The sequence below is a fragment of the Bacillus sp. R86525 genome (assembly GCF_042466195.1).
GTDB classification, from domain to species: domain Bacteria; phylum Bacillota; class Bacilli; order Bacillales; family Bacillaceae_G; genus Bacillus_A; species Bacillus_A nitratireducens.
This window is the reverse complement of sequence record NZ_JAXHPX010000007.1, coordinates 916,561-935,846: the sequence shown is the minus strand read 5'-3', so window position 1 is coordinate 935,846 and position 19,286 is coordinate 916,561. Positions and strand designations below refer to the sequence as shown.

Here is a 19,286-nt window from a genome sequence, read left to right as displayed (position 1 = left end):
TTTCAAAGTTTCTAATTCTATTATAAACAATTATCTGACTTTTGTGAACAGAAAGAATTCAAAAATTTTATATTACTATAAAATTCCTCATTTAAACATCTGTATAATACTCATAACTGCATAGGCAATTCCAGCCCCAATTAACGGACCTACAGCGACCCCATTAAATAAAGCTACAGCTATAATTGTCCCAAAAACAAGCGCAGTTGTAATATGAGGGTCCGTCGTCAATAATTGTACGCCGCCTTTCGCTAACAAAGCGACCGCCACACCTGAGGCTAAAGCAATCCATGCATAATACGATTTGGCTGCTTCTCCGAGTTGTTTAAAGCCTATTTCCCCTGTCGCAATCGGTACGAGCACTGCTATTGTAATGACTGTTACACCAAGGTTAATCCCTTTCGTTTGTAAATAAGGAAAGACTTTATCTCCTAAAAACGTAAACTTCAATAAGAATAACACTCCAATAGCTACAGTAAGCGATTGGTTTTTAGCAATAAGTCCTATAATAAGTAGTATGAATAAAAATAACGTTGACTGACTAATCATGTTTGCACTTCCTTTCTGAAAATAATGAACTCGCTTCCAAACAAAAATACCTTTAAACCTATCGTTATACATGTCATATCGATGTCTATTTGCCAATGAGAATAAGGCAACAATTTCATTTTTGCATGCATTTTTAACTTACATAATGAGACTGTAACTAAAAAAATCAAAGCATGTATACATTTTTGAAAACGATTGTCTCTCCTTTCTTTTCTAACAAGAAACAGGTAAAATAAAAAGAAGAGAAAATGAAGTTTTTACCATATAGTAGAAGCATTATCAACAAGCTTTTACAGTCGTTCATGTACTGAAAAAGCAGGAAAAATCCATCATTCCACTATAACATAAAAGTGAAACTTTAATCAGTGAATGCTACTCGTTATAAGTTGAACGAATTAGGCTAATACAAATTGGAATGGGAGGTATACATCTTTGAACCGAAACTTACTATATATGATATTGCGACTCATATTTGTCATTGTAGCAACGGTAGCTGGGTTCTATGTATTACTATACATGTCAGGACTTATCTATCCTTTTATTATCGCTTTTGCATTTGCTTATTTGATTAATCCTGTCGTCAATTTCCTTAATCAAAAACTACAATTCCCTCGTGCATTAGCAGTACTCGTTAGCTTAATTCTCGTATTCGGGGCTATCGTCGGACTTGTTACATACCTTGTAACTGAAGCAATATCCGCCACAACATACTTACTTCAAATTGTTACAGTGAAGTTCCCAGATATCGTTGCATTCGCTCAACAATTTGCGCTTAATCATATTATGCCTCTCTACGATGATTTAATCTCTAAATTTAATCATCTCGGCGAACCACAACGATATACTATTACACAAAACATTCAAAACTTAGGCACTGAAGCAACGACACAAATGAAAGAACTTTTAACCGCTATTATAAGTGGATTAACAAATTTCATTAGCGCATTACCAACAACTTTAACTGTCCTTGTATTCATTTTATTAGCAACTTTCTTCATTAGTTACGATTGGCACCATCTTGCTCATAAAGTAAGAAAACTTTTACCTAATCGTGTACACGGATACGGAAAAACTATTTTTGTCGATTTAAGAAAAGCTTTGTTTGGTTTTGTTAAAGCACAACTTACACTCGTATCTATGACAACTGTCATTGTACTAATCGGCCTTTTAATATTACGCGTGCCATACGCAATTACTATCGCGATTATTACAGGAGTTGTAGATTTACTCCCATACTTAGGAACTGGAGCCGTCTTCGTTCCTTGGGTTATATACGTATTTTTCACAGGCGACACCGCATTCGCCATCGGTCTTCTCATCTTATACATCGTCGTGATTGTCCAAAGACAAATCATGGAGCCGAAAGTACTTTCATCTAATATTGGACTCGATCCATTAGCGACACTCATCGCTTTATTTGTCGGCTTTAAGCTCTTTGGTTTTTTAGGATTAATCATCGGTCCAGTCACATTAGTACTACTTAACACATTACACAAAGCCCACGTTTTCCATGACTTATGGAAATTCATTAAAGGCTCACCATCAAAATAATATTTTCTAATTCACATAAAACCAAAAACTTAATTGTAATCAGTGGGAATTCCCCACTGATTATTCATTGTACTTACTTTTATACTAACTACATTTCAAATGAGAGGATTTCCTAAAAAAGGATAATTCTCTTATTTTTTTCATAAAAAACGCATATTTCGCGGTATTATTACATTTTTATTCTATTTATTTTATAATTATTACTTACATTTATTACCTTTTATGTAAATGAATAAATATACAAAATAGAGCAAAAAACTCCTTTAATCAGTAGTTTTTTCTCTCATCTAACTTTTTCACACTAACAACATAAAAAATATCCCCTGATGTAAAACTTTTAATCCGTAACCCCTGTATTCTACCTAGCATTAACTACCAGAGGTATAAATAGAAAATACAATAAAAAAATAACACTTAGATCGCTATAATCTAAGTGTTATTTCTGAACAATAATAGTAGCCTTCTTTCTCAATTTCCAATCAATCCACTTCATAACAATTGGCTTCAATAAAGCCCTCGTTACAGGGATAACAAAAATAAAACCCATTATATCCGTCACATATCCAGGAAGTACTAAAAGAATACCTCCTATAAAGACAAAAATACCATCTAGGACGGCACCACCCGGCATTTCTCCTCTATTTAACCTAAATTGAATCTCTCTAACTATTTTAAACCCTTGTCGTTTCGCCAAATAAACGCCTACAATGCCTGTAAATACAATCATAGCGAACGTAGACCATAAACCTATTACATGACTTGATCCAATTAAGACCGTAATTTCAATCGCCGGTATTAAAATAAGTAAGAATAGTAACCACTTCATAGCTCGCACTCCTTCATATTTCATTTAAAAGATTTAAGTAGCTCCCTTTCACCTTACCAAGCCTTTATAAAACCCTTATAACGCCCGTATAAGCCTCACAAAAGGATAAACAACCCTCTTCCAATAAACGTTATAACAAACGTTTCCTGAAGTGATTTCAGGCGTTTGAAGCTATCTCTATCCTTTTTTGTGTAAAAAAAGAGAAGGACTCCGCTCCTTCTCTCCGTATTACTTCTTATAGCACTTCCGCATGTCCATTATAAACAATTCCGCGTGCTGCATCAACTGTTACTTCTTGGCCATTTTTTAAAGTTGCTGTTACGCCGTTTACACCAACGATAACAGGAATACCGATTGATACACCTACAACAGCCGCATGGCTTGTTAAGCCACCTTCTTCAACAACTAAAGCAGCAGCTTTTTCAATTGCAGGAATCATATCTTTATCAGTGCTTGTTGTAACAAGGATATCACCTTTGTTTACGTTCGCTACAGCTTCAGCAGCTGTTTTCGCTACAACTACTTTACCTTTTGCAGCTTTACGACCGATCCCTTGTCCTTTAGCAACTTCTTCACCAACAACGTGGATCTTCATTAAGTTTGTTGTACCAGTTTCAGCAACTGGAACACCAGCAGTGATTACTACAGTATCTCCAAGTCCGATTAGACCTGCATCCATACCTGTTTGAATTGCAGTATCTAACATTTCGTCAGTAGAAGCTGCACGTTTTCCAGCCATAAACGCTTGTACACCCCAAACAAGTGCCAGACGACGTCCTACTTGCTCGTCAGATGTTACAGCTACGATTGGAGATTTCGGACGGTATTTAGAGATCATTTTCGCAGTATGTCCACTTTCCGTTGGAGCTACGATTGCAGCTACATCAAGAGCAAGTGCTGTATGCGCAACAGATTGGCTAATTGCATCTGTAATTGTTGGAGTGAACTCTTTAATACGTTTTTTGAACATATCTTCATATTGTAATGATTTTTCAACACGCACTGCAATGTTAGCCATCATTGTTACAGCTTCTACAGGGTATTGACCCGCAGCAGTTTCACCTGAAAGCATAATTGCATCTGTTCCATCGAAGATTGCGTTTGCTACGTCACTTGCTTCCGCACGAGTTGGACGTGGGTTACGTTGCATAGAATCTAACATTTGTGTTGCAGTAATAACCGGTTTGCCTAATACGTTACATTTTTTGATTAGACGCTTTTGTACTAATGGTACTTCTTCTGGTGGAATTTCTACACCCATATCACCACGAGCAACCATTAAACCGTCAGAAACTTCTAAGATTGCATCGATGTTGTCGATACCTTCTTGGTTTTCGATTTTTGGTACGATTTGGATGTATTGAGCGTCATGTCCTTCTAATAATTCACGAATTTCTAATACGTCAGATGCTTTACGTACGAAAGATGCCGCGATGAAATCAACTTTTTGCTCGATACCGAAAACGATATCTTTTACGTCTTTTTCAGTGATACCAGGAAGCTTAATGCTTACGTTTGGTACGTTAACACCTTTTTTATTTTTTACAGTTCCGCTGTTTAATACTTTTGTACGGATGTTTCCATCAGCTTTTTCGATTACTTCTAGTTCGATAAGACCGTCATCGATTAGAATACGAGAACCTGGGTCAACATCATCATAAAGACCAGCATAAGATACAGAGAACTTCTCTGCAGTTCCTAATACTTGTTCAGTAGAAAGAATTACTTCTGCACCTGTTACAAGCTCAGCTTGTCCGTCTACGAAGTCATGTGTACGGATTTCTGGACCTTTTGTATCAAGTAAAATACCAACTGTTTTACCAGTTTTCTTTGAAGCTTCACGAATGTTTTTAATACGAGCTCCGTGCTCTTCATGGCTACCATGAGAGAAGTTTAAACGAGCAACGTTCATACCCGCTTCCATTAATTGTTCTAATTTCTCAATACTTTCACTAGCAGGACCTATAGTACATACAATTTTAGTTTTACGCATATTGCACCTCCGAAAATTATGAAACCGTTCCCAAATACAAGGCATTACGCCGATTAGATGGATAATTCTTTAGATAATTGATACATATCTTTATCGATTGTATGCTTTTGAGCTAACGCTTCGATAATATCATGATCAACAAGTTTATTGTTTTGAATACCAACACAACGTCCGCCATTACCAGCAATTAATAATTCAACTGCTCTTGCACCAAGACGACTTGCTAATACACGGTCTTGTGCACTTGGTGATCCACCACGTTGTACGTGACCTAATACAGTTACACGAGTATCAAAGCTTGTTGCTTCTTCAATGTGCTTACCGATGTCAATCGCACTTCCAACACCTTCAGCTACAACGATAATACTGTGCTTTTTACCACGTTCACTACCGCGTTTCAGACGAGCAATAACATCATCCATGTCATACTCTTCTTCTGGAATTAAGATAGTTTCGGCACCATCAGCTAAACCAGCCCATAATGCGATATCTCCAGCATGACGTCCCATTACTTCGATAACATATGTACGTTCATGAGATGTAGCTGTATCACGGATTTTATCAATTGCATCAATAACAGTATTTAAAGCTGTATCGAAACCAATTGTGAAGTCTGTTCCAGGGATATCATTGTCGATTGTACCTGGTACACCAACACATGGGAATCCTTGCTCAGTTAATTTTTTAGCACCTTGGTAAGAACCATCTCCACCAATAACAACAAGTCCTTCAATACCATGTTTCTTTAATTGCTCGATTCCTTTAAGTCGTACTTCTGGGTCTTTAAACTCAGGACATCTTGCTGTATATAATTTTGTACCACCACGGTGGATAATATCGCCAACAGAACCAAGTTCTAATTTTTCAATATGACCAGAAATTAAACCAGCGTATCCATGGTAAATACCATATACTTCAATATCATGGAAAATCGCTTTACGAACAACTGCACGAATGGCAGCATTCATACCAGGTGAATCTCCACCACTTGTTAATACACCAATACGTTTCATTTGTACTCACCTCATAAAGATTATTTGCCTTATAATAAAATAACACGAAAAAATACAAAAACACAATGGAGAAGATGTGTCTTTTCATAATAAAAACGTGCATTCGCGAAGAGGAACGCACGCTTTTCTTATTTTATCCCAATGGAAGCGTTTGAAAACGAAACTTGCCCAATTTTCATATATTTTTCATAACGTTTTTCGATTAATTCATCTTTCGAAATTCCGCTTAATTGTTCAAAAGTTTTCTTAAGCATTAAATCTATATTTTCTGATTGTTTCAAAACATTACGATGCGCTCCGCCTTTTGCCTCTGGAATAATTTCGTCAATTACACCTAATTCTTTCAAATCTAATGCTGTAATTTTCATCGCTTCTGCAGCTTCTTTTGCTTTACCAGCGTCTTTCCAAAGAATTGCCGCCGCACCCTCTGGTGTAATAACAGAATACGTGGAATTTTCCAGCATATGAATGTAATCTCCTACTCCAAGACCTAACGCACCACCGCTACCACCTTCACCGATAACAATACAAATAACAGGTACAGTTAAACCCGCCATTTCAAATAAATTACGGGCAATTGCCTCACTTTGTCCACGTTCTTCAGCTGCTTTACCAGGATAAGCTCCCTTCGTATCGATGAAACAAATAATAGGACGATTAAACTTTTCCGCTTGTTTCATTAGACGCAGTGCTTTTCGATATCCTTCTGGATGAGGCATCCCAAAATTACGACGAATATTTTCTTTCGTATCTTTTCCGCGTTGGTGCCCAATTACAGTTACAGGCATCCCTTTATATTTCGCAATGCCGCCGACAATCGCTGCATCGTCGCCAAATAGGCGATCTCCATGACATTCAAAAAAATTAGTAAATAAGTGCTCAATATAATCGAGCGTTGTCGGTCGTTCTGCATGACGAGCAATTTGAACACGGTCCCATACTTTCATATTGCCGTATATATCTTCCTCTAATTTTTCTAGCTTGTCTTCCAAAATACGAATCTCCTCACTGAAGTCCATCTGGCTGTTTTTCGTATAGTCTTTCAGTTCACGAATCTTATTTCTTAGCTCAACAACTGGTTTCTCAAATTCTAACTCTGCCATACAGCCATTTCCCCTCCTTGATGAACTTCTAAAATCTTACGGAGCGATTCTCTCATATCATCACGATGCACCACCGCATCTAATTGACCGTGCTCTAGTAAAAATTCTGCCGTTTGGAAATCTTCCGGTAGTTTCTCACGCACTGTTTGTTCAATTACACGTCTACCAGCAAATCCGATAAGTGCACCTGGCTCTGCAAGATTGTAATCACCAAGTGAAGCGAAACTCGCTGAAACCCCGCCCGTCGTTGGGTGAGTCATAACAGAAATAAATAACCCTCCTGCATTACTATGCTTTTTCAAAGCTACGCTTGTTTTTGCCATTTGCATTAAACTTAATATCCCTTCTTGCATACGGGCACCACCCGACGCAGTAAAGATAATAAATGGGACTTGTAAGTCGTACGCTTTTTCAACTGCACGGGCAATTTTCTCTCCTACAACAGAGCCCATGCTGCCCATTCGAAAACGAGAATCCATTACTGCAACAACAACAAGCATGTCATCAATTGTTCCTTCACCAGTTACAACCGCTTCGTTCAATTCAGTCTTCTTACGATCGCTCTCTAGTTTCTCTTCGTATCCTGGAAACTCGAGTGGATTTAATGAAACCATTTCTTTGTCATACTCACGGAATGACCCTTCGTCCAATATACTATCAAGACGTTCCCATGCATTCATAGGATGATGATATCCACAATTCACACATACTTTTAAATTTTTTAGAAGCTCTTTCGTATACATGATTTTTTTACATTTCGGACATTTCGTCATAACGCCATCCGGTACATCTTTTCGTACTTGTTCTGAAGGTATTGCAGCGTACTTTTTCTTTTTCACGAATAAATCTCTTAGCACAATTTGACCCCCTTCGTTGAGAGCTAAGGTTAGCGCAAGAAGAAAATTGGGCTAACACCAAAGTTTGATGTTAGCCTTATCTTCTCAATCTGTCTAATAACCTCACTCTTTACGTTTAACTTTAACCGCTACGCGATAGAATGTTTGTCATAACGTGTCATGGTCATTTCGACAAATTTTATACATTACGAGTGAAACTGTATATTCTCTACTAATTCATCGTAAATTTTTAACGCATCATTTTCTTGTTTCTCTTTCAAGGCAGCATAAAGCTTTCTATATATCTCGATAGAATCTCCTGAAATTTCACAAGAAAGCGTTGCAACGTAATCATTTACGATCATCCAAATGCGATAAAGTAAATAATTATCGAATTGTTCAATAAGTGTTTTAAAGAACGTCTGATGAAGCATTGGAATTGAGCTTTCATTTTCTTCAAGCACTTGGTGTAATTTACTTAGCACTTTAGAAAACGTTTCTTTCGGCAAATTACATACAATTCGAATCATATCTTTCTCAAGCAATCGTTTTGTTTGTAATAAATCACGAATTGTTTTCTCATCTTGCAGCAAGAACGGAGCAATTAATTGTACAAGACCGTTATCGTAAAAGTTTCGAATAAACGTCCCCTCACCACGTCTCGTTTCAATTAACCCTACAAGTTCTAAAGCACGCAATGCTTCTCTTACAGAGGAACGTCCAACGTTTAAGCGTGAACTTAACTCACGCTCAGATGGTAAACGATCCCCCGCTACTAAACCATCCTCTTCCATTATGGAACGGATTTTTTTTACAATTTCGAGATATACTTTTGTATTTGATGATGTCAATGGAAATTCCTCGCTTATTCTTTACCAATCAGCGCTAATTGTTTTGTTTTCTCAGCGACTTCATTTGGATCTACTTGACGGCGAGCTACTCCTGTCTCCATTGCTGCTTTCGCAACGTAAGCCGCTACTTGAGGCGCTACACGCGCGTCAAATGGCGCCGGAATGATATGGTCCGCATTCAACTCATCCTCTGATACAAGCTCTGCAATGGCTTGTACAGCTGCCATCTTCATTTCTTCATTAATTTGTGTCGCATGTACATCAAGTGCACCGCGGAAAATACCAGGGAACGCTAGTACATTATTTACTTGGTTCGGGAAGTCAGAACGACCTGTTCCAACAACAGCTGCGCCCGCTGCTTTTGCCAATTCTGGCATAATTTCTGGAACCGGATTCGCCATTGCAAAAATAATTGCATCGTCATTCATTGTACGAACCATCTCTTCAGTTAATGCACCCGCTGCAGATACACCAATGAATACGTCCGCACCTTGAATAACGTCAGCTAAAGAACCTTCAATACGATTCTTATTTGTATATTTTGCAACTTCATCTTTCACCGGATTCATACCTGTAGGGCGACCTTCATAGATTGCACCTTTACGGTCACACATAATAACGTCACGTACACCATAGCGATATAAAAGTTTAATGATTGCAATACCCGCTGCACCTGCGCCATTTGCGACAACTTTAATGTCAGACATTTTCTTTCCAACTAATTTCAGCGCGTTCACAAGGCCCGCTACTGTTACGATAGCTGTTCCGTGTTGATCATCATGGAAGATAGGAATATTTGTTTCTTTTTTCAAACGTTCTTCAATCACGAAGCAGTTTGGTGCTGCAATATCTTCTAAGTTTACACCACCAAAAGTCGGCTCCATTAATTTTACAGTTTCAACAATTTTATCTACATCGTTTGTATTTAAGGCAATCGGGAATGCATCTACACCAGCAAAGCTCTTGAATAATACAGCTTTACCTTCCATTACTGGAAGAGATGCTTCAGGTCCAATGTTACCAAGACCAAGTACAGCCGTTCCATCTGTCACAACTGCTACCATATTTCCCTTCATTGTATATTCATATACCTTACTTTTATCGTCATAAATTTCTTTACAAGGCTCTGCAACCCCTGGAGAATATGCAAGACTTAAATCTTTTGCATTTTCTACTTTTACTTTTGATACAGTTTCTAATTTTCCTTGATGCACTTTATGCATGTGAAGTGCTTCTTCACGAAGTGTTGACAAACTATCCACTCTCCTCAAATTATTCTTGCTGATATCAATTTCTCCAAGTGGTCTGACCACGAACACTACTACTATAATAATCGAAGTGTAGGGAAATTGTCCATTATATTTTCACAACGACATTTTCGTCGCCGACAATTTCACGAAGTGCTCCTAGACATTCTTCACTCGGATGAATTGATAAACTTCGAGATAATTGTACCATTTTATGTTCCTTTTCATAATAAATTAGTACTTTCGCAAAACCTGAATAGTCAAACAATATTTTTGTAACTTGATTTACAATCTTTTTTTCATATTGAGACGGCAATTTCACGTAAACAGATGCGTCTTTCTTTTCTTCATAAACATCCATTTCCTCTAACGGATAGAGTCCATTTACAATCCATTGCAGCTTATGATTTCTTAGCTCAATCGTACCGTCAACTAAAACAATTGCCCCTTCTTGTAACTTGTCTGAGAAATGTATATACGTTTCCGGGAAAACAACCGCTTCCATTTCATCATTTTGATCACAAAATGTAATAAACGCCATCTTTTGAAACTTTTTCGTACGAATCACTCTCACACTTGTTATATACACGATCGCTCTTTGTACTTTTTTCTTATGTCGCATCGCCTGAGCTAGAGATGGGATTTCTAATTCTTTTCCTAACTTCGCATACTGCGCTGTCGGGTAACTAGATAAATAAAAACCGAGGGCTTCTTTCTCTTTATTTAACTGTTCAATAAAGGGTAGCTCTTCTCCTTGTACATATTTTGATTTTGGAACAGCATCTCCTAAATCACGTGCAAGGTTCGCGTACTCTAGCGCTCCTTTAAGACTTTTCCATAAATTCGTTCTCGAAACACCAAAATCGTCAAAACATCCCGACCAGACAAACGCTTCTAAATTTCGCTCCGTTACAAACTTTGATGGCATACGAAGACAAAATTCAAATAAATCTTCGAACATTTTTTCCTCTCGTTCTTCGAGTAACGCCGTCACTGTAGCCATCCCGATATTTCGAATTGAAAGTAAACTGTAACGTATCGCATTCCCTTCCATTTGGAAGTTATAACCACTTCTCTGAAGAGACGGCGGCAAAACATGAAACCCTTTTCGTTTCGTTTCTCTTATATACTGCACAATCTTATCTTCATTTCCAATTGCACTTGATAATAGTGCTGTCATAAATTCTAGCGTATAATTCGCTTTTAAATAGGCAAGCTGATATCCGATCATACTATAAGCTACAGCGTGACTTCGGTTAAAACCGTAGTTCGCAAATCTTACAATCAAATCGTAAATTTGTTCTGAAGCTGTCTCATCGTATCCGTTTTTCAAGCACCCTTGAACAAAATGCTTACGTTCTTGATCTAAAATATCACGATTCTTTTTACTCACTGCACGGCGCAGTAAATCCGCTTCCCCAAGCGAAAACCCGGCTAACTTCGATGCGATTTGCATAATTTGTTCTTGGTATACAATTACGCCATATGTTCTTTCTAAAATTGGCTTTAAGTCCGGATGTAAATATTCAATTCGTCGTTTTCCGTGCTTCGATTCAATAAAGGTTGGAATTTGTTCCATCGGTCCCGGTCTGTATAACGAGTTAACAGCAACTATATCTTCAAACTCATTCGGTTTTAACCCACGAAGCACATTTCGCATACCACCTGATTCAAGCTGGAATACACCTGTTGTATCCCCTCTTCCTAACAATTGAAACGTCTTTTCATCTTGAAGAGGTAAATTTCTTATATCAATGTGTTTCCCCGTTTTTTTCACAATAAACGTTATAATATTTTCAAGTAACGTTAAATTACGTAATCCTAAAAAGTCCATCTTGAGCAACCCAAGCTCTTCTAATGCATCAGCTGGATATTGTGTAACATAAACATCGTTATGCCCTTCTTGAATTGCTACACTTCCCGTTAACGGTTCTTGACTCATAATAACGCCGGCTGCATGAATAGACGTATGACGCGGTAATCCCTCTACACGTTTTGCGATTTCAAACACACGCTCATGCAAAAGATTCCCTTGTATAAACTCACGGAGTGACTGAGATTCCTCATATGCATCTTTTAACGTTATACCAAGCTTTGAAGGGATAAGTTTTGAAAATATGTCAATATCTCTTGGCGGAAGCCCCATTACACGAGCGATGTCCCTAATTGCGGCTTTCGCTGCAAGAGTTCCAAACGTTACAATTTGAGCAACACGAAGCTGACCATATTTATCTTTCACATATCGAATCATCTCATCACGTCTTATATCTGGAAAATCAATATCAATATCTGGAAGTGTCACACGTTCAGGATTTAAAAACCTTTCAAATAGTAAGTCATATTCAATCGGATCAATATCTGTAATTTCCAATACGTAAGAAACGAGTGAACCAGCTGCTGATCCACGTCCTGGTCCTGTTAAAATATGATTTTCATGTGCGTATTTCATAAAGTCCCATACGATGAGGAAATAGTCACTGAATCCCATACTAGAAATCACATGTAATTCATGATTCAAACGCTGTATATGCACTTCTTTCGGCGTACCATATCGTTTACGCAAGCCTTCTTCACAAACACGGCGCAAATACGTATCATTCGTCTCGTTAGATGGAACAGGAAATTTCGGTAATTGATTTACATGAAAAGGAATTTCTACTCGGCAACGCTCCGCGATTTTTATTGTATTTTGAATCGCTTCCTCAGCATGAGAAAATAGTACTTCCATTTCATCCGATGACTTTAAATAATACTGATCCGTTTTCATTCTCGGCCTATCTGGATCAGTCATTTTCGTTCCGCCTTCAACAGACAATAAACATTCATGAACAAGTGCATCACTTTGATTAATGTAGCGCACATCATTTGTTGCAACGACTGGAACGTTTACCTTATTAATAAATTCAGGCAGCTTTTCTTGTAAAAGCAGTTCATCTTGAATCGCATGATGCTGCAAACTTATATAAAAATTGCTGAACATATTTTGATACGTATGAGCTACTTCTTCAGCCTGACTCTCTTTGTCTTCTAATAATAACTGTTCAATCTCTCCGTCTTTCCCTGGTGAAATCGCAATTAATCCTTTCGCATAATGAGCGAGCCACTTCTTTGGAATACCCTCTTTTGACTTCGTCATAATGCTGCTAGAAATTTTTAATAAATTTTGATAGCCTATTTCATTCTCAGCAAGTAAGACGAGCGGATAAGACTTTTCTTCTTCTTCACTAAAAATAGAAGCTGTTAAGCCGATAATAGGCTGTATACCATTTTTCTTGCATGCTTTATAAAACGGAATAACTCCATACATAACATTTTCATCTGTAATGGCCAGCGATGAAAATCCAAGATCTTTCGCCCGAATGACAAGCTCATCAATTTTACAAGCACTTTTTAACAAACTAAAAACGGTTTGACATTGTAAATGCACAAACTTCACTGTTGTACCCTCTCTTTACCTATTTGACTACTTTTATTATAGGTGATGAGGAAAGTGGAAATCAAAACATACTTCTCATACTTTGTCCATATATATGAAGAAGAAAGGGGAATGACGATGGATGTAAGAGAACATACTTTTTTCTCTCTGCTTATTATTAGTTACTTTATTGCCTTTGGAGTTATACTTGGTGGTTCATTAATTGGCGGATTTGGTGCATTTCTCATTGGAAAACCAGCTCTAACTTATATTAATCAATTTGCCCAAAATTTAAGAATTTGGGCACTCGTTGCAGCGATAGGTGGAACGTTCGATACCTTTTATAGCTTTGAAAGAAGCTTCTTTGGCGGAGATATGAAAGATATCGTAAAGCAAATTCTCCTTATTTTTTTTGCAACTGGTGGTATGCAAACTGGTCTTATTATTATTAAATGGCTAACGCAGGAACATGTATGAGAGTACCAAGTGCCAATACAGCCAAAAGATGGTATTTAGTTTTAGCAGGTGCTGCTGTTGGAGGCGTTTTGAGCTGGTTTATTTTTTTGTACATATATGGTGTTTTTCAGCAGGAACAAGCTAGTGAAATAGCAGAACAAAGAGAAATTATAGAAAAGCAAGAAGCAAAACTCCACGTCCTTCTCGAAGATCAAGAGAAATTGAATACAGAAAATAAGCGGCTCTTAACAATTCAAGAAATTAAAATAAAAATTATAAATCGAGAAAAATATGATTTAGACAACCTTACACTCGAAAACATGACTACTTCTATCCATAATGATCTCCAGCATCTTTTAACGAAAAACATTCAAAGCATCGCAAAAAATAAAGACCTACTCAAAAAAGTAATCGAAAATAAAACGTACAAACATTACGATCGTATATATCGCTTTAAAGTAGACACAGTCTCTTTTGATACCGTACTGGAAATTAGTATTGTTATAGAGAAAGAAAAATAAAAATACCTCCATAAATCTCTATTTAACGATATTTAGATTTAAAAACAAAAAAGGAGGGCTTCGGTGCCTCTCCTTCTCTTTCGTTCAACATACAATTTTTTATCTACACAGCTCACGTAAATCAGCAAAAAGACGATCTGCTTCTTCCCAAGAAGATGCTTTTGCACCAGAAGCCATCGGATGCCCTCCGCCATTATATTGCATTGCTAATTTATTTATCACTGGTCCTTTTGAGCGAAGACGAACACGAATCACATCATCTTCCTCTAAAAATAGAACCCACGACTTTAATCCATCAATATTACCAAGTGCTCCAACAACGCCAGATGCCTCAGAAGGAAGTACATCAAACTTTTCTAATACTTCTTTCGTTAATTTAATGTAAGCTGCTCCTTCCTCTACCATCGTAAAGTTTTGTAAAATATAGCCGTTCAAACGAGCAATCTTTTCTTTCGTCTTATACATTTCATTGTATAAATCTGTGAATTTCACATCCATATCAACAAGCTCACTTACATAACGAAGTGTTTTCGCTGTTGTATTCGGGAATAAGAAACGACCTGTATCCCCAACAATACCCGCTAAAATAAGACGAGCTGCTTCTTTTGTTATCTGTAATCCTTTATCTTTTCCATAACTGTAAAACTCATAAATCATTTCACTTGTAGAACTTGCTGTCGTATCTACCCACGTAATATCTCCGTACGGATCTTCATTCGGATGATGGTCAATTTTAATTAACATCTTCCCTTTTGCGTAGCGTTGATCATCAACACGTTCTTGGTTCGCAGTATCACATACGATAACAAGTGCATTTTCATATACACTATCTTCAATATCATCCATTACTCGTAAGTATGCTAGTGACGGTTCATTGTACCCAACCGTATAAATATTTTTCTCTGGAAACGATTCTTGTAGAATGGTACTAAGACCGCCCTGTGAACCTAACGCATCTGGATCTGGACGCACATGGCGATGAATAATAATTGTATCAAACTCTTTAATTGCTCCTAAAATTTGTTCATGCATATGTATAATCTCCTTTTTATTCAACTTCTTCACTTTATCCACCATTATAACGGAAAATATTTCATACATGCGAACAATTGCTTTATAATAAAAGTTAGAAAGTTTAGATATTTCTTTTTCTTTATCATTTTATACGAAGCGATGGGAGTGTGCATTATGCCAGTATTAGTCTTTTGTATTATCGTCTCATTTATGTTGTATCTCTTCTATAAAACAAAATTCTTTCGTACAAACCGTCCAATGGAGAAAGGGTGGCTCTCCGGAAAATCTGCAATGGCACTCGGCTTATTCGTCCTATTCTTTGGGCTAAACCAATTCTTTTTAGAACTTTCAACTGCCCGTATTATTGTTGGTGTTTTGTTTATTTTATTTGGCAGCGCGAGTACATTTAATGGATTCCGCCAATATAAACACTTTCTACCATTAGCAGTCAAAGAAGCCGAATCTTATAAAACAACGTAAAAAAGCATCAATATTGTGATGCTTTTTTACGTCCCTTAACTTTCAAAATCATATATGCAACAAACGCAGATGGTATATTAAAGAGGTTACCTTGCACATGAAAATGTAATTGCTCTTCTTCAAAGGACATCTTTTCATATAGTTCTCGCTGAGATAATCCTGTTCGTTTCTTTTTTTCATTTAATCCTTGTAAATATAAATATTGAATCGGTATCATTACAAGAAAGTAAAATAGTGCGATACCAACAAAAAAGAGTAATTCTGATGACATATGGCATACCACCTTTCGAAATCCATTATCTTACAATACAATCATAACATAGTATAAACTCAAATTGAATTAATATTCTGTTTTTTAACCGTATAATTACTTCTCCACATATATCCTGCTACTTCTTTGTCTTCCGGCTAAAACCCTCCCATATCTTTAGCAACAGCTTCAAAACCCAATAAAACAAAATAAAGTTAAAGAAAAACCCTAATGGATTAAACCAGACTTCCCAACCACCATAATAAACAAACGTTTCAGCTGGTACACCAAAATAAAGGAAATCAGGCTCATTTTCTCCTGATATAGGAATAAAGGAACCAATACTTGCGAGAATCAAACTTACAAAATACAACTTCTTTTTAATACCATTCATTCTTCTATGTGTTAACACATGAACAATTATAATACATACAACAACTAAAAAGAAAATTATCCCTCCCATTCAGCACCTCCTTATCACTACGACATTTCCTCCACTTTCAAATTCCCGAGTATATCTACTATGAATATGAAATAATACGCAATTTATTTTCTTTTTTTATTCTATCCTTTCAACAAAAAAAGATGGAACAAATCAAAACGATTTGTTCCATCTTTTTATTTATCGATTAACTGCACCATAAGTAATGCTTTCCCGACAACATTACCTTCATGATGCACTTCTACATCAACCTTACCAAATTTACGTCCAATTTCTAATACTTTCGGATGAACAGATACAACATTATCAATTTGAACTGGTTTTACGAAGTAAATTGTTAAGTTTTCAACAATTAAATCGCTCTTCTTTTGCGCACGAATAACACGGTTCGTTGCTTCTGTCACAATCGTTGCAAATACACCGTACGATAACGTTCCGATTGAATTCGTCATTTGCGGTGTCACTGAAAACTGATACAAATGCTCATTTTTTGCTTCTTTCGGCGTCATGAATTGATTCGTTACAATGTCATCAATTGTTTCCCCAACTTGTGGTTGACGTTGAATCATTTGCAGCGCCTGAAGTACATCTTGACGGCTAATAATACCTTGCAGTTTATTTCCTTCATCAACAACAGGAAGTAACTCAATTCCTTCCCACACCATCATACGTGCTGCGGCTGCGACAGACATTTTACCGTTAACTGTAATCGGATGTTTTGTCATCACTTTATCAATTGGTGTTTCTTTCGCCACACCAATCATATCTTTTGAAGTTACGATACCTAGTACTTTTTTATTTTCATCTACAATTGGATATCTTCCGTGCATCGTCTCTTCGTTATACGCATGCCATTGTTGTACTGTATCATTTGGCTTTAAATATAACGTTTCTTCAATTGGCGTTAAAATATCTTCAACAAGTACAATTTCTTTCTTAATAAGTTGATCATAAATTGCACGGTTAATTAACGTTGCGACCGTAAACGTATCGTAACTACTTGAAATTATCGGAAGTTTTAATTCATCTGCTAATTTCTTCACATGATCTTCCGTATCAAATCCACCCGTAATTAATACAGCCGCTCCAGCTTCTAACGCTAATTGATGTGCGTTCGTACGGTTACCGATAATGAGTAAATTCCCTGCTTCTGTATAGCGCATCATCGCTTCTAATTTCATAGCCCCGATTACGAATTTATTTAAGGTTTTATGTAGTCCTTCTCTGCCCCCAAGTACTTGACCATCGACAATGTTAACGACTTCTGCATATGTCAGTTTTTCAATATTCTCTTTCTTCTTTTGTTCAATTCGAATTGTTCCGACACGTTCAATTGTACTAACATATCCTTTATTTTCTGCATCTTTAATTGCACGGTAAGCTGTCCCTTCACTTACACTCAAATCTTTCGCAATTTGCCTTACAGAAATTTTATGCCCTACTGGCAGGCTATTAATATGTTCTAAAATTTGGTTATGCTTGGTAGCCAAATGGTTTCACCATACTTTCTTTTCCCTAAATTCTTCATGTGTTGTATTTTCAGTATACTATATTTTCAAAACTGTTACACACTCTCTTTATATACCTGTACCATTTTTTTTATAACAAAATGACTCTTACATTCCACTACTCACTCTATTACAACAATGTAATGGTATTGTCATCTCGTTCGATAGTTTGTCCAGCCGCTTCAATATACAATTAAGACAAGAAATGAAACAAAGGAGCGGATACATGATGAAAAAATTATTAGAAGTTGTAGGTGCTGTATTTTTAGCTTTCGTAGACGGAAAAAAAGTTGCAATGGAATTGAATGAAACACCTGAACAGCCACTTCCCAAAAGAAAAGAATCATCAAAACAAGTACAACCTTTAAAAGCTGTCCTACACACGTAAAAAACCCTTCACTTGTCTTTTCAAATGAAGGGTTTCTTTTCTATAGTGTAATACTTTCTCCAGCTTCTAATACTTTCCCTGTACAATTTTGTAGCTTTTCTACAAATTGATATGGATCTTGTTCGATAACTGGGAACGTATTGTAATGCATCGGTACAACTGTTTTCGCACCAATCCATTTTGCAGCTAAAACAGCGTCTTCTGGTCCCATTGTGAAATTATCGCCAATCGGTAAAAATGCTACTTCAATATTATTCAGTTCCCCAATTAACTTCATATCAGAGAACAGTGCAGTATCTCCCGCATGATATATTATTTTCTCTTCTGCTGTAAATAAAATACCCGCTGGCATACCTGTATATGTAATCGTCTTATTTTCTTCATCAATATAACTAGAACCGTGGAATGCTTGTGTAAATTTCACTTTTCCAAAATCAAATTCATGTGAGCCTCCAATATGCATCGGATGTGTATTTACACCTTGCCAACTTAAAAATGTCGCTAGTTCAAATGGTGCTACAACAACTGCATTATTTTTCTTCGCAAGCTCTACTGTATCTCCAACATGATCACCATGTCCGTGCGATAAAATAATCGCATCAACTTTTACATCTTCAGCCTTTAAATCTGTTTTCGGATTTCCCGTTAAAAATGGATCAATTAAAATAACTTTTCCATTCGTTTCAATCTTTACAACTGAATGCCCGTGATAAGATACTTTCATCATTACATTCCTCCCCTATTCACATTCACACTTTTTATTCTACATGATTTCTTAATTCCCTGTCTTTTCTAACATCTATTTACTTGTCATAACGCTTTCCTCCGATGTAAAGTTATATT

At 36.8% G+C, this 19,286-nt stretch carries 19 protein-coding genes; 5 read left to right on the top strand and 14 right to left on the bottom strand.

Features of this window, described 5'->3' with window-relative positions:
* Window positions 1–87: 87 nt before the first annotated feature.
* On the bottom strand, window positions 88–549 hold the full coding sequence (locus tag SJY24_RS07345) for a DUF441 domain-containing protein (RefSeq protein ID WP_000625507.1): 462 nt from the start codon (window positions 547–549) through the stop codon (window positions 88–90).
* A gap of 432 nt (window positions 550–981) precedes the next feature.
* Here SJY24_RS07345 and ytvI point away from each other — a divergent pair, with 432 nt between their 5' ends.
* On the top strand, window positions 982–2,100 hold the full coding sequence (gene ytvI, locus SJY24_RS07340; RefSeq protein ID WP_097832098.1) for a sporulation integral membrane protein YtvI: 1,119 nt from the start codon (window positions 982–984) through the stop codon (window positions 2,098–2,100).
* A 436-nt stretch (window positions 2,101–2,536) separates the two neighbouring features.
* Here ytvI and SJY24_RS07335 read toward each other — a convergent pair whose 3' ends face one another.
* From SJY24_RS07335 to dnaE, 8 genes are all read right to left on the bottom strand, one after another.
* On the bottom strand, window positions 2,537–2,926 hold the full coding sequence (locus tag SJY24_RS07335) for an FxsA family protein (protein WP_377864253.1): 390 nt from the start codon (window positions 2,924–2,926) through the stop codon (window positions 2,537–2,539).
* Between the two features lie 235 nt (window positions 2,927–3,161).
* Window positions 3,162–4,919 (bottom strand): pyruvate kinase, encoded by a 1,758-nt coding sequence (gene pyk, locus SJY24_RS07330; protein ID WP_377864252.1) that lies wholly within the window; start codon window positions 4,917–4,919, stop codon window positions 3,162–3,164.
* 53 nt (window positions 4,920–4,972) lie between these two features.
* On the bottom strand, window positions 4,973–5,932 hold the full coding sequence (gene pfkA / locus SJY24_RS07325) for a 6-phosphofructokinase (protein ID WP_000821159.1): 960 nt from the start codon (window positions 5,930–5,932) through the stop codon (window positions 4,973–4,975).
* Window positions 5,933–6,060: 128 nt separating this feature from the next.
* The gene (gene accA / locus SJY24_RS07320; RefSeq protein ID WP_000818787.1) at window positions 6,061–7,035 is read right to left on the bottom strand and encodes an acetyl-CoA carboxylase carboxyl transferase subunit alpha; all 975 of its coding nucleotides are present in this window, start codon (window positions 7,033–7,035) and stop codon (window positions 6,061–6,063) included.
* Window positions 7,023–7,892 (bottom strand): acetyl-CoA carboxylase, carboxyltransferase subunit beta, encoded by an 870-nt coding sequence (accD, locus tag SJY24_RS07315; protein ID WP_000942865.1) that lies wholly within the window; start codon window positions 7,890–7,892, stop codon window positions 7,023–7,025. The genes accA and accD overlap by 13 nt, the downstream gene beginning before the upstream one ends.
* Before the next feature lie 185 nt (window positions 7,893–8,077).
* Complete coding sequence (locus tag SJY24_RS07310) at window positions 8,078–8,722, bottom strand: FadR/GntR family transcriptional regulator (RefSeq protein ID WP_377864251.1); 645 nt, start codon at window positions 8,720–8,722, stop codon at window positions 8,078–8,080.
* Between the two features lie 14 nt (window positions 8,723–8,736).
* Window positions 8,737–9,945, bottom strand: coding sequence for an NADP-dependent malic enzyme (gene ystJ, locus SJY24_RS07305; RefSeq protein ID WP_377867225.1), 1,209 nt, complete (start codon window positions 9,943–9,945; stop codon window positions 8,737–8,739).
* A 133-nt stretch (window positions 9,946–10,078) separates the two neighbouring features.
* The gene (dnaE, locus tag SJY24_RS07300; protein WP_377864250.1) at window positions 10,079–13,405 is read right to left on the bottom strand and encodes a DNA polymerase III subunit alpha; all 3,327 of its coding nucleotides are present in this window, start codon (window positions 13,403–13,405) and stop codon (window positions 10,079–10,081) included.
* A gap of 42 nt (window positions 13,406–13,447) precedes the next feature.
* Here dnaE and SJY24_RS07295 point away from each other — a divergent pair, with 42 nt between their 5' ends.
* Together SJY24_RS07295 and ytrI are read left to right on the top strand one after the other, a co-directional pair.
* Window positions 13,448–13,861: a YtrH family sporulation protein gene (locus SJY24_RS07295; protein WP_377864249.1), complete on the top strand. Its 414-nt coding sequence runs from the start codon at window positions 13,448–13,450 to the stop codon at window positions 13,859–13,861.
* Window positions 13,858–14,361, top strand: coding sequence for a sporulation membrane protein YtrI (gene ytrI, locus SJY24_RS07290; RefSeq protein ID WP_001265739.1), 504 nt, complete (start codon window positions 13,858–13,860; stop codon window positions 14,359–14,361). The genes SJY24_RS07295 and ytrI overlap by 4 nt, the downstream gene beginning before the upstream one ends.
* 99 nt (window positions 14,362–14,460) lie before the next feature.
* Here the strand turns inward: ytrI and SJY24_RS07285 are convergent, their stop codons facing one another.
* The gene (locus SJY24_RS07285) at window positions 14,461–15,393 is read right to left on the bottom strand and encodes a DHH family phosphoesterase (protein WP_377864248.1); all 933 of its coding nucleotides are present in this window, start codon (window positions 15,391–15,393) and stop codon (window positions 14,461–14,463) included.
* 156 nt (window positions 15,394–15,549) lie between these two features.
* Here SJY24_RS07285 and SJY24_RS07280 point away from each other — a divergent pair, with 156 nt between their 5' ends.
* A complete protein-coding gene (locus SJY24_RS07280; RefSeq protein WP_001144759.1) occupies window positions 15,550–15,855 on the top strand; it encodes a YtpI family protein in 306 nt (101 codons plus the stop codon).
* A gap of 7 nt (window positions 15,856–15,862) precedes the next feature.
* Here the strand turns inward: SJY24_RS07280 and SJY24_RS07275 are convergent, their stop codons facing one another.
* From SJY24_RS07275 to SJY24_RS07265, 3 genes are all read right to left on the bottom strand, one after another.
* Complete coding sequence (locus SJY24_RS07275) at window positions 15,863–16,126, bottom strand: DUF3949 domain-containing protein (RefSeq protein WP_377864247.1); 264 nt, start codon at window positions 16,124–16,126, stop codon at window positions 15,863–15,865.
* 118 nt (window positions 16,127–16,244) lie between these two features.
* Window positions 16,245–16,568, bottom strand: coding sequence for a hypothetical protein (locus SJY24_RS07270; RefSeq protein ID WP_377864245.1), 324 nt, complete (start codon window positions 16,566–16,568; stop codon window positions 16,245–16,247).
* Window positions 16,569–16,723: 155 nt separating this feature from the next.
* Window positions 16,724–18,037 (bottom strand): CBS domain-containing protein, encoded by a 1,314-nt coding sequence (locus SJY24_RS07265; protein ID WP_098545481.1) that lies wholly within the window; start codon window positions 18,035–18,037, stop codon window positions 16,724–16,726.
* Between the two features lie 244 nt (window positions 18,038–18,281).
* Here SJY24_RS07265 and SJY24_RS07260 point away from each other — a divergent pair, with 244 nt between their 5' ends.
* The gene (locus tag SJY24_RS07260) at window positions 18,282–18,443 is read left to right on the top strand and encodes a hypothetical protein (protein ID WP_000976301.1); all 162 of its coding nucleotides are present in this window, start codon (window positions 18,282–18,284) and stop codon (window positions 18,441–18,443) included.
* 40 nt (window positions 18,444–18,483) lie between these two features.
* On the opposite strand, the gene SJY24_RS07255 is transcribed toward SJY24_RS07260, so the two are convergent.
* Window positions 18,484–19,167 carry a metal-dependent hydrolase gene (locus SJY24_RS07255; protein ID WP_377867224.1) on the bottom strand — a complete coding sequence of 228 codons (684 nt, stop codon included), beginning with the start codon at window positions 19,165–19,167 and terminating at the stop codon, window positions 18,484–18,486.
* Between the last annotated feature and the right edge of the window lie 119 nt (window positions 19,168–19,286).

Bases quoted from the DNA above. Each gene is read 5' to 3' on its own strand.
- SJY24_RS07345 (WP_000625507.1), bottom strand. From the start codon at position 549: ATGATTAGTCAGTCAACGTTATTTTTATTCATACTACTTATTATAGGA.
- SJY24_RS07335 (WP_377864253.1), bottom strand. From the start codon at position 2,926: ATGAAGTGGTTACTATTCTTACTTATTTTAATACCGGCGATTGAAATT.
- pyk (WP_377864252.1), bottom strand. From the start codon at position 4,919: ATGCGTAAAACTAAAATTGTATGTACTATAGGTCCTGCTAGTGAAAGT.
- pfkA (WP_000821159.1), bottom strand. From the start codon at position 5,932: ATGAAACGTATTGGTGTATTAACAAGTGGTGGAGATTCACCTGGTATG.
- accA (WP_000818787.1), bottom strand. From the start codon at position 7,035: ATGGCAGAGTTAGAATTTGAGAAACCAGTTGTTGAGCTAAGAAATAAG.
- ystJ (WP_377867225.1), bottom strand. From the start codon at position 9,945: ATGCATAAAGTGCATCAAGGAAAATTAGAAACTGTATCAAAAGTAAAA.
- ytrI (WP_001265739.1), top strand. From the start codon at position 13,858: ATGAGAGTACCAAGTGCCAATACAGCCAAAAGATGGTATTTAGTTTTA.
- SJY24_RS07285 (WP_377864248.1), bottom strand. From the start codon at position 15,393: ATGCATGAACAAATTTTAGGAGCAATTAAAGAGTTTGATACAATTATT.
- SJY24_RS07280 (WP_001144759.1), top strand. From the start codon at position 15,550: ATGCCAGTATTAGTCTTTTGTATTATCGTCTCATTTATGTTGTATCTC.
- SJY24_RS07275 (WP_377864247.1), bottom strand. From the start codon at position 16,126: ATGTCATCAGAATTACTCTTTTTTGTTGGTATCGCACTATTTTACTTT.
- SJY24_RS07270 (WP_377864245.1), bottom strand. From the start codon at position 16,568: ATGGGAGGGATAATTTTCTTTTTAGTTGTTGTATGTATTATAATTGTT.
- SJY24_RS07260 (WP_000976301.1), top strand. From the start codon at position 18,282: ATGATGAAAAAATTATTAGAAGTTGTAGGTGCTGTATTTTTAGCTTTC.
- SJY24_RS07255 (WP_377867224.1), bottom strand. From the start codon at position 19,167: ATGAAAGTATCTTATCACGGGCATTCAGTTGTAAAGATTGAAACGAAT.